General features: G+C 27.9%; 14 protein-coding genes and 2 tRNA genes. 3 read left to right on the top strand and 13 right to left on the bottom strand.

Translation table 11 applies throughout. The annotated features are described in order from the left end of the window. Positions 1-33 precede the first annotated feature (33 nt). Genes JOC62_RS17875 through JOC62_RS17885 form a run of 3 tightly spaced genes read right to left on the bottom strand, consistent with a single transcriptional unit; the run spans position 34 to position 2,032 of the window. Positions 34-1,044 (bottom strand): ATP--guanido phosphotransferase, encoded by a 1,011-nt coding sequence (locus JOC62_RS17875; RefSeq protein WP_204596638.1) that lies wholly within the window; start codon positions 1,042-1,044, stop codon positions 34-36. Then, positions 1,034-1,564, bottom strand: a complete 531-nt coding sequence (locus JOC62_RS17880; RefSeq protein ID WP_204596639.1) for a UvrB/UvrC motif-containing protein — start codon at positions 1,562-1,564, stop codon at positions 1,034-1,036. The genes JOC62_RS17875 and JOC62_RS17880 overlap by 11 nt, the downstream gene beginning before the upstream one ends. A 12-nt stretch (positions 1,565-1,576) precedes the next feature. After that, on the bottom strand, positions 1,577-2,032 hold the full coding sequence (locus tag JOC62_RS17885) for a CtsR family transcriptional regulator (protein WP_204596640.1): 456 nt from the start codon (positions 2,030-2,032) through the stop codon (positions 1,577-1,579). Positions 2,033-2,180: 148 nt separating this feature from the next. Between JOC62_RS17885 and JOC62_RS17890 the strand changes: the two genes are divergently transcribed. After that, on the top strand, positions 2,181-2,834 hold the full coding sequence (locus JOC62_RS17890) for an MBL fold metallo-hydrolase (protein ID WP_204596641.1): 654 nt from the start codon (positions 2,181-2,183) through the stop codon (positions 2,832-2,834). A gap of 42 nt (positions 2,835-2,876) precedes the next feature. On the opposite strand, the gene JOC62_RS17895 is transcribed toward JOC62_RS17890, so the two are convergent. The 8 genes from JOC62_RS17895 to JOC62_RS17930 form a co-directional block, all read right to left on the bottom strand. Further along, positions 2,877-3,047, bottom strand: a complete 171-nt coding sequence (locus tag JOC62_RS17895; protein ID WP_204596642.1) for a DUF362 domain-containing protein — start codon at positions 3,045-3,047, stop codon at positions 2,877-2,879. A gap of 102 nt (positions 3,048-3,149) precedes the next feature. Continuing rightward, positions 3,150-3,353, bottom strand: coding sequence for a heavy-metal-associated domain-containing protein (locus JOC62_RS17900; protein WP_204596643.1), 204 nt, complete (start codon positions 3,351-3,353; stop codon positions 3,150-3,152). Positions 3,354-3,363: 10 nt separating this feature from the next. Further along, positions 3,364-4,269: a PSP1 domain-containing protein gene (locus JOC62_RS17905; protein WP_204596644.1), complete on the bottom strand. Its 906-nt coding sequence runs from the start codon at positions 4,267-4,269 to the stop codon at positions 3,364-3,366. A 4-nt stretch (positions 4,270-4,273) separates the two neighbouring features. Beyond that, positions 4,274-5,203, bottom strand: coding sequence for a DNA polymerase III subunit delta' (locus JOC62_RS17910; protein WP_204596645.1), 930 nt, complete (start codon positions 5,201-5,203; stop codon positions 4,274-4,276). Positions 5,204-5,227: 24 nt separating this feature from the next. Next, positions 5,228-5,557: a cyclic-di-AMP receptor gene (locus tag JOC62_RS17915; protein WP_204596646.1), complete on the bottom strand. Its 330-nt coding sequence runs from the start codon at positions 5,555-5,557 to the stop codon at positions 5,228-5,230. A 71-nt stretch (positions 5,558-5,628) separates the two neighbouring features. After that, positions 5,629-6,270 (bottom strand): dTMP kinase, encoded by a 642-nt coding sequence (tmk, locus tag JOC62_RS17920; RefSeq protein ID WP_204596647.1) that lies wholly within the window; start codon positions 6,268-6,270, stop codon positions 5,629-5,631. A gap of 18 nt (positions 6,271-6,288) precedes the next feature. Beyond that, on the bottom strand, positions 6,289-6,477 hold the full coding sequence (locus tag JOC62_RS17925; protein WP_204596648.1) for a sigma factor G inhibitor Gin: 189 nt from the start codon (positions 6,475-6,477) through the stop codon (positions 6,289-6,291). 273 nt (positions 6,478-6,750) lie between these two features. Then, positions 6,751-7,293: a hypothetical protein gene (locus JOC62_RS17930; protein ID WP_204596649.1), complete on the bottom strand. Its 543-nt coding sequence runs from the start codon at positions 7,291-7,293 to the stop codon at positions 6,751-6,753. Between the two features lie 294 nt (positions 7,294-7,587). Here JOC62_RS17930 and JOC62_RS17935 point away from each other — a divergent pair, with 294 nt between their 5' ends. Both JOC62_RS17935 and JOC62_RS17940 read left to right on the top strand, forming a co-directional pair. Next, entirely contained in the window at positions 7,588-8,535 is a 948-nt protein-coding gene (locus JOC62_RS17935) for a magnesium transporter CorA family protein (protein WP_204596650.1), read from the top strand. Positions 8,536-8,614: 79 nt separating this feature from the next. Beyond that, complete coding sequence (locus tag JOC62_RS17940) at positions 8,615-9,523, top strand: S66 peptidase family protein (protein WP_204596651.1); 909 nt, start codon at positions 8,615-8,617, stop codon at positions 9,521-9,523. Between the two features lie 175 nt (positions 9,524-9,698). On the opposite strand, the gene JOC62_RS17945 is transcribed toward JOC62_RS17940, so the two are convergent. Both JOC62_RS17945 and JOC62_RS17950 read right to left on the bottom strand, forming a co-directional pair. Continuing rightward, positions 9,699-9,772, bottom strand: a tRNA-Cys gene (locus JOC62_RS17945). Between the two features lie 5 nt (positions 9,773-9,777). Continuing rightward, positions 9,778-9,853 (bottom strand) — tRNA-Phe (locus tag JOC62_RS17950). Positions 9,854-9,872: the final 19 nt, after the last annotated feature.

Raw genomic sequence — 9,872 nt, forward strand, 5'->3', positions numbered from 1 at the left:
TTAGTCCTCCTTATCCCTTTTATACCATAAATCTTATTCTAAAAGTTTCCTAACAACTTTAGCTCTCTCTATATTCAAATCCCTATAGGAGATCTTGTCCTGTACATTACCTCTTAGAATGGAATCTCTAGTTAAAATAATTGCTTTATTTAACTTATCTTTATTAATATTTAATAGTGACAGTTCTACTCCAAGTCTTAAATCAGATAGTAAATTAAGTCCTTCTATCCATTTAAGTATTCTTGCATTTTTTAATATTCCATATGCTCTAAATATTCTATCTTCTAGTTCTTTATTGCACTCAGATATCATCTGTTCTCTAGCTCTATTTTCTTCATTTACTATATTTTTAATTACATTTTGTAACGTATTTATTATTTCCTCTTCAGTAACTCCTAAAGTTATTTCATTAGATATTATATATATGTTTCCGTAAGACTTTCCTCGCTCTCCATACATACCCTCTATAGATATTCCCGCTCTATTAAGTCCTCTTAGTAAATTAGCAATCTCATCATTTGTAGATAATACTGGTAGATGCACCATTACTGCTGCTTTAAGACCTGTACCAATATTAGATACATCAGAAGTTAGATAACCTATGTTATTATCAAATGAATAAGTTAATTTATCCTCTATCAAATCATCAATTTTATTAACATATTCATACATCTCTTCTAGATTATTGCCATTACTTACAGATTGTAATCCTAAATGTTCTTTTTCATTTATCATTACGCTAAAAGTTTCGTCGTTATTTATAGCAAATGAAGAAAAGTCACTATTTTTTAATAAAGAATTAGTTATAATCCCTTTTTCTTTATAAATATCTAACTCTTCTTTATCTTTCCAAAGATTTATAGTTTTTAGACCATCTACATTATCTAGTAATATATTTATAACTTTTTCAGATAATCGTCTTCCTTCTTCTGTCTCCAGGTTTACTGGAAACTTATATCCCTGTATATTTCTAAATATTTTTACTTTGCTATTAATTATAATTCCATCTTCTATACTATTGCTATTAATCCAATTATTTATCATTTCTCACACCCTCTTTAAGTTCCCTTTCTAAATCCCATATCTCATCTCTAATTACTGCAGCTTTTTCATAATCTTCAATAACAATAGCCTTTTCTATATCACTTTTTAATTTTTTGATTTTTTTCTTTTTCTTTATTATTATTCCTTCTCTTTTGGGTATTTTTCCGATATGCTCTATATTACCCTGATTTTTTTTAATTACTGGTATTAAATTATCTTTAAAATAGTAATAACATTTATTACATCCAAGTATTCTCTTATCTTTAATCTCTTCATAGGTTGTTCCACATGCTTTGCAAACAAGATTTGTCACTTTTTCATCTTTAAGCGAAAATTTTCCAAGTAGACTATTAATAATTTTATTAAATGAAATATCTTTCCCATCTGAAGATTTTATAATTGATAACTCTCCAAATATATTGGCACAATTATCGCATAACCATACGCCTGTCTTATCTCCATTTATACTCTTAATAAGATGAATTTTTGCTTCATTTTTGTTGCATCTCTCACATAGCATGAATCTACCCCCTTATTCTATTAATACCATCATCATTCCTTTTAATATATCTGACCTAACTTTATTTTTGTTATCTACATCTTTTAATGTTTTATCGTTCACTGATATTTTTATGAGTTCATACTCCTTTTTATTAATTATTTCTGTTTCTAATAAATTATCTAATAATGCAATAGTATTATGATACGTTATTCCATCACCTATAGACTCATTTAATAATTTTTTTCTGCTAACTGGACACTTGTGCTCAATTCTCTTAATAGCTATGTATCCGCCCCCGCCTCTTCTACTTTCTATAACGTATCCTTTAGCATAAGTAAAACGAGTACTTAATACATAATTTATTTGAGATGGTGCACATCTAAATTGATCTGCTAATTCATTTCTTTGAATTAACACCTTATTATCCTTATCTTCATTTATCATTTCTTTTATAAATTTCTCTATTATATCTGTTAATCTTGCCATGTTTACACCTTCTTAATCTTTCTTGTTCTTTACTTACCTTGACTTTGTAACATTATATTAATACTTTTTTTATACTTATTCAAGATAATAGGTTTATATTTAGATGAATTTACACATACTATAATTGAATCAAAAGGAGGATTTATTTATGGATATAACATGGATTAAAAATTCAACATTTCTCATAAAAACATCAATGGGTAAGAGACTTCTTATTGATCCGTTTAATAAGATCCATACCTGTGATATTTCCTCCTTAAATCCTAATATTATAACTTTAAGTAGCCAAAATATTGAATCGTTATGTCCTAATGAAATAGGCCCTCATATTAAGATCATAAATTCCCCAGGAACTTATGATACTGATATTGGATTAATAAAAGGATATACTACATACTGCGATCATTATAGCGGCTATAAACGTGGCCCCAATACTATATATACTTATAATATTGATAATTTAAAACTATGTCATTTAGGATATCTTGGTGAATTTTTATCAGATAATATTATAGATGAACTTGATGATATAGATATTTTATTCATCCCTATTGGAGGTCATATAAATCTATCTGGAAAAGAGGCTTATATGCTTATAAAAAAAATAAGCCCAAAGGTTATTATCCCAATGAACTATAAATATTCGTATTCATCTTTTCTATTTAATGGATTAAAGGATTTTACTTTATTACTAAAAAAGATATCAAAAATAAATACTGAATCCTTCACTATTTCTAAAGAAACATTAATGGAAAATGAAAATGCAATAATTCTGCCTCCAATGTTTAAAAGTCCTTATTAAAATCAAAAAAGACCGCCCTAAGACGGTCTTTTTTAAGCTATATTACTCTTGAACTGGTGCTCCAACTGGACAAACATTAGCACAGTTTCCACAATCGATACAAGTATCTGCATCTATTACAAATTGAGTATCTCCTTGGCTTATAGCATTAACTGGACATTCTGGCGCACATGCTCCACAGCTTATGCATGAATCGTTTATTACAAATGCCATTAAAAACACCTCCTAAAATTTATGGTAATTACACCAAATTAATTTTAACACGTTTCCTTATTTTTTAAAAGTACTTTGTGAAAATTTAGGAATTGTTAAATATTATACTACCGTGTATCCGAGATCCTCAATTTTATCTATAATACTTTCTAATTCTATATACATATCATTATATATTATTGTAACTTCTTTCTTTTCTAAAGCTACTTCACTTGCAATTACACCTTCGCTGCTTGCTATTGCACTTTGCACTTTTCTGATATCTGTAGAATTACTCATTCCAGAAACTTTTAATACTGCCTTCATTTATGTCCTCCTATTTTTCTTTTATAAGTTGTTTTATAAGCTTCTTATCTTCTTCAGTTTCTACTTCAATTCTTATGTCTGAATCGTCTATGCTATCTTCATAACTGCCTTTAATTAATTTAACATCTTTTATATTAAATGTTTGTAAAATCTCTTCATCTTTTCTCTTTAATTTGACTTTTACACTTTCTTTAACTACATTGTTTTGTATAACTTCCCCAGTTCCTTCTGAAGTCTTTACAATAGATCCAACCTTAGGAAGTTCTTTTCTTATTTCTTCATATGTGCTTTGTTCATAGTTTAAGCAGCACATTAACCTTCCACATATTCCTGATATCTTAGTTGGATTTAAAGATAAATTTTGTTCTTTTGCCATCTTTATTGAAACTGATGCAAAATCACCTAAGAATGATGAACAACACATTGGTCTTCCACATGGTCCAAGTCCACCTATCATTTTAGCTTCATCTCTAACACCAATTTGTCTAAGCTCAATTCTTGTCTTAAATATAGTTGCTAGATCCTTAACTAAATCTCTAAAATCTACTCTACCATCAGCTGTAAAATAGAATATTACCTTATTATTATCAAAAGTATATTCAACATCTATAAGCTTCATCATAAGCCCATGGTTCCATATCTTTTCTGTACAAATTTTTAAGGCATCCGCTTCTTTAGCCTTATTATCATTATGTCTTTTTATATCATCTTCATCAGCTACCCTTAAAACACTCTTTAAAGGTGCTATTATATCATCTTCATTTACTTCTTTTATTCCAATTACACATTGGCCAAACTCAATGCCTCTAGCTGTTTCGACTATTACATAATCTTCTTTATTTATATTTAATTCATTTGGATCAAAATAATATATTTTCCCAGCCTTTTTAAATCTTACTCCAATTACCTTTATCATGTAATTATACCTCCAAAAAACCCATAAGCATAATACTAATAGTCATAGAAAAATTAGTATTATGCTTTAAATTAATTCTTGCCTCTTCTATATATTTTAGCATTCCATTTAATTTTCTATATGACATCATCTCTATTAACTCTTCAATATCATTACTTTTATCTGAATTAATTATAAGTTTTTTATCATTAATCTCTTTATAAAGAATAATATCTCTTATGAAAGTTGAAATTATGTTTAATAACTCTTCCTTTTCATCTTTGTAATTTTGAAATGCCTTTTCGTACTTTATGGTTACATCTATTTCATTATTGTTAATATCTCTTAGCATATCTATTATAAGATTTCTAAGAGTTTGAAGCTCAGGATCTTTCAAAAATCTTTCTGCTCTTCCAGGTATTCCTTCTGAGTAAGCAAGCAAAGACAGTAATTGTCCTTCACTTAGCTCATGTTTTGATTTAATAAGTTCAACCATTTCTTCTTTATTGAGAGGGGTAAGCTTATATATCTGACATCTAGATTTTATTGTATCTAATATTATTTCTAAATTAGTTGTAAGTAATAGAATATATACCCCATTTGGTGGTTCTTCTATTGTTTTTAAAAGTGCATTTTGTGCTTGAGCTGTTAGTTTTTCTGAATCATATATAATAATTACCTTCTTATCACCCTCATAAGGCCTCTTATTAACTTCTTCAATTATTTCTCTAACTTCAGAAACTCCCATAGATGCTCTCTTATTTCTGTAATGAATAGCATCTACATGTTCTTTTCCAACTTCTTTATTTAGTATCTTTGATACAAATATATCTGCTAGGATACTCTTCCCTATTCCATCTCTTCCTGCAATTAAGTGAGCATGAGATAGTGTATTGCTTTCTGCTCTTTTCATAAATCCTTCAATAACTTTATTATGTCCTATAAATCTCTCCAATACACTCGCTCCTTTGTATTGTACTTATATCTTTACAAATTGGTCTACATCTATAACAAATACAGTTGCTCCTCCAACTTGCACTTCAATAGGATATTGAATACACATTCCAGCATTCCCTGTGATGGGTGCTGGTGCTGTAACAACTTCCTTACGTTTTTTACAAACATCTTTTATTATATCTATAACTTTTTCAGTCCTATCTTCTTCTACACCTATCAGTAATGTGGTATTCCCAGATTTTAGAAAACCACCCGTAGTTGCAAGTTTTGTAACTCCAAAGTTTTTCTCCGTTAAAATATCTAGCAAGTCATCTGAATCATCATCATGTACTATAGCTATTACTAACTTCATACAATAACCTCCACTCTTTAATAAATACCCTAATTACATTTTACCACAAAGTAATATCTTTCCATAACCCTTTATTTGTCAGTATTATTTATTAAATTAGAAATTATATTTTTTACGTCGTCAAATACTTTATCTATTGACTCATCAGCATTTATTTTAACCATTCTATCTCTATTTTTTCTATAGATTATATCATATCCTTCTCTAACTTTATTATGAAAATCTAACTTTTCTAGATCTAATCTATTTACTTCTCTTTCAGCATTCTTCTTTATTCTTGCCATACCAACTTCTGGACTTATATCAAATAGTATAGAAATATTTGGCACACAATCTCCAATTGCAAATTTATTTATTTCATACACTTCTTCTATTCCAAGACCTCTTGCATATCCTTGATAGGCTAATGATGAATCCACAAATCTATCGCATAAAACTACTTGTCCATTTTCTAATGCTGGAATAACCTTCTCAACTAAATGTTGTCTTCTTGCAGCTGCATAAAGTAATGCCTCTGTTTTGCCATCCATCTTTGTATTTTCTTTATTTAAAATTACTTCTCTTATTTGTTCAGCTATACTTATTCCACCTGGCTCTCTTGTCTTTATACAATCATAATCACACTCTCTAAGCCACTCGTATACCTTGTCTATCATTGTACTCTTTCCTGAACCTTCTCCGCCTTCAAATACAATAAATAATCCCTTCTTCACGTCTGTATACCTCTTTCTCTATTTCAATATATTTTTTATCTTATGAACATAATCATCATATTCATTATCTCCTGGTTCTGTATTTAATATGTCAATCTCACAATTTGGACATATCAAATTTCCTTTTATAATTATACCATTATCACTAACATTTCCACAGATTCCACAAACATTTTCCCTAATTTTTTTGTTAAATAAAATATTCATAACTAAACCCCCTAAATAAAAATATATTTTAATTATTAACAGTTAAAATACTTTTTATACAAAGCCACTCTCTATAATTTTTTATGTTATAAAAGAACTTTATATAGGACTTTTAATAAATAACTTCTAATTATTTATATATACAAAATATTTTATATTACTACACTCCTAAAACTTAATATTTATATAATTTATCTTAATTGCTCTTATAGGACTATCATAAATTTCTCAATCATAAACAAATATCTATTCAAATAAAAAACTCCCAAGCTATTATGCTTGAGAGTCTGTAGTATCCATGTTAGTTATATTCTTTGTATCATTATTTTTTGTACTTTTTATATGTCTTTCAACCCTTCTAATAAAACAGTCGCTTGGTTGAAAATAGAACTTATAATAGTTTTCTTTTAATTTATATACACAGCAGTATTGGTCAATTTTTAATTTGTCACAAGTATAATTCCCTATAGACTTTGCATCATATTCTTTAGGTTGTCCATTTTTCTTACCTATATATACAATGTCTGATATTTTTATACTTGCTAGATTTTTTTCTTCTTTAGAAAAAATCTTATTTACTATGAGTTTATTCGCTATTAAAGCATATTTATATGAAACTGTACAACTAATAAATTCTCTTATAATAATTAAAATAGTCAAAACCGCTAAAGCTATCTTACAAATAGTTAATGTTTTATTGCTATGAAAATCAATAAATTTAAGACCCTCTTGTGCATATAGCATAAATGTTATTACGAACAATACTAATGCAATTACATGAGCCTTCTTTCTAACAACTATTTCTCTGTGCATCATATTTAAATCCCCCATGATTTAATGAATTATTTATAAATACTAAATCTGATTATACTAGCAAATCGAACTTTATTCCATGCTAATATAAGTCAAAATTAATTATTATTAGGCTGTATTAGGCATTAGCATTACTTTATCTTTATTTTTCTAATCTTTATTATTAATTGCTACTATATGCGATTATTATCATAATAAATCTTCGATATTATTTTATGTTTTGTATTTTAAAAGTACTTATTTTATATTTACCTATTTAAGAGTATAATATAAAAGAATACAAATGGAGGTTTGATCATGATCCAAATATTTAAAACCATTAGTGAAGATAATAAAATTCTTAAGCAACTTGATAATATCGAGCAAGGTTGCTGGATAAATATAGTTGCACCTTCAGATGAAGAGCTTATTTTAATTTCAAATAAAACAGGAGTATCATTAGATTTCCTTAAAGCTTCATTAGATGACGAGGAAACTTCTCGTATAGATATAGAAGATGATGCTATTTCAATAATAGTGGATATTCCATTCACTGAAATGGAAGATAATTCACTTACTTATGATACATATCCGCTTTCAATAATTCATACAGAAAAGCAACTTATAACAGTATGCCTTAAAAATAGTAAAGTATTAACTGATTTTATAAATGGAAGAATTAAATCATTTTTTACTTTTAAGAAATCTAGGTTTACACTTCAAATATTAAATAGAATTTCTACATATTATCTACTATATTTAAGACAAATTGATAAAAAAAGTTTAATGATAGAAAAAAGACTTCATAAATCAATGAAAAATAGAGAGCTTATACAATTACACTCTCTTGAAAAATCATTGGTATACTTCTCAACATCATTAAAAGCTAATGAAATAACATTAGAAAAAATGCTTAAACTAGATATAATGCAGAGGTATGAGGATGATAAAGATGTATTAGAAAATGTAATTATAGAGAATAAACAGGCAATTGAAATGACAGAAATATATAGTAACATATTAGCAAGTACAATGGACTTCTTCGCATCTGTAATCTCAAATAATCTTAATATAGTAATGAAAGTTCTTGCTTCAGTTACAATTCTTATGGCTATACCAACAATAATAGGTGGAATATTTGGTATGAACGTATGGTTACCGTTCTCCCCTAATGATCCTGCTGCATTCTATACAATAATGTTTATGACATTCTTTATTTGTGGAATTGTTGCATGGGTTTTATATAAAAAGGATATGTTTAGATAACAATTTATAAAAAAAAGCATAATATATACTAAATTAATAGAGAGCTATTTATGGCTCTCTTTTTTTAGGGGGATCATATATGCTTAAAGGAAAAATTTTAAGTAATAACTCTACACTTGGTATTATTGCACCAGCTTCTTGTAGTCCAAGAGATAGTATAGATATTTATGTAAGTCAATTTGAAACTCTTGGATTCAATGTAGTACTTGGAAATCACATATATGATAAAAATGGATACTTATGTGGAAACGATTATGATAGAGCTAAAGAAATAACTGATATGTTTGAAGATGATTCAATCGATGGAATTATATGTTATAGAGGTGGATATGGTTCTATAAGGACTCTTCCTCATATAAATATGTCATCTATTAAGAAAAACCCCAAATTTTTCTGCGGCTATAGTGATATAACTATACTTTTAAATTATTTTGCTAATAATAATTTGATTACATTTCACGGTCCAATGGTTAAATCGGATTTTAATGATATTCTTACTCTATCTTATTTTAAAAGAATGATGTTTAATCCTAGTAAAGGAACAATATATGATTTATCTAATTGTGCTAAATATAATAATGATTATTTTAGTGGAAGATTAATGGGTGGAAATTTATCTATGATATGTTCTTCAATTGGTACTCCATATGAGGTTAATTTAGATAAATCTATACTCTTATTAGAAGAAATTAATGAAGCTCCATATGTAATAGATAGATTATTAACTCAACTTATATTATCTTCTAAATTAAATAAATGTAAGGCTATTTTAATTGGACACATGACTGGATGCTCCTTAGATACTTATGAAGAAAGTTTTACAACTTTAGAAGTAATAAAAAAAAGATTAATTCCTTTAAATATACCTATTATATATGGTATACCTTTTGGGCATTCATATCCAAATCTAATTTTCCCTATCGGATGTAAAGCAACATATGATAAGAATACTAGCAAACTAGTATTATGTGAAAATGCTTTAAAATAAAAATAATCCACAAACTAAAAGATATACTAACAATATATCATGTATTACGTGGATAACTAGCTTAAGAAATATTTTTTTGTGGATAACTTTTTATATTTTCTTTCGTTCAGTTAACCTTAGAAAAGTCTTTAAAAAATAAAAACCTGTAAACATTAGTTTACAGGTTTTCCTCTTTTGGAGGCGCCACCCGGATTTGAACCGGGGATAAAGGTTTTGCAGACCTCTGCCTTACCACTTGGCTATAGCGCCATATGTGGTGGCTCGAGTAGGAATCGAACCTACGACACGCGGATCTTCAATCCGCTGCTCTACCAACTGAGCTATCGAGCCACACTTACCTGGCAACGTC

The sequence above is a fragment of the Clostridium sardiniense genome (assembly GCF_016907995.1).
Taxonomy (GTDB): Bacteria; Bacillota; Clostridia; order Clostridiales; family Clostridiaceae; genus Clostridium; species Clostridium sardiniense.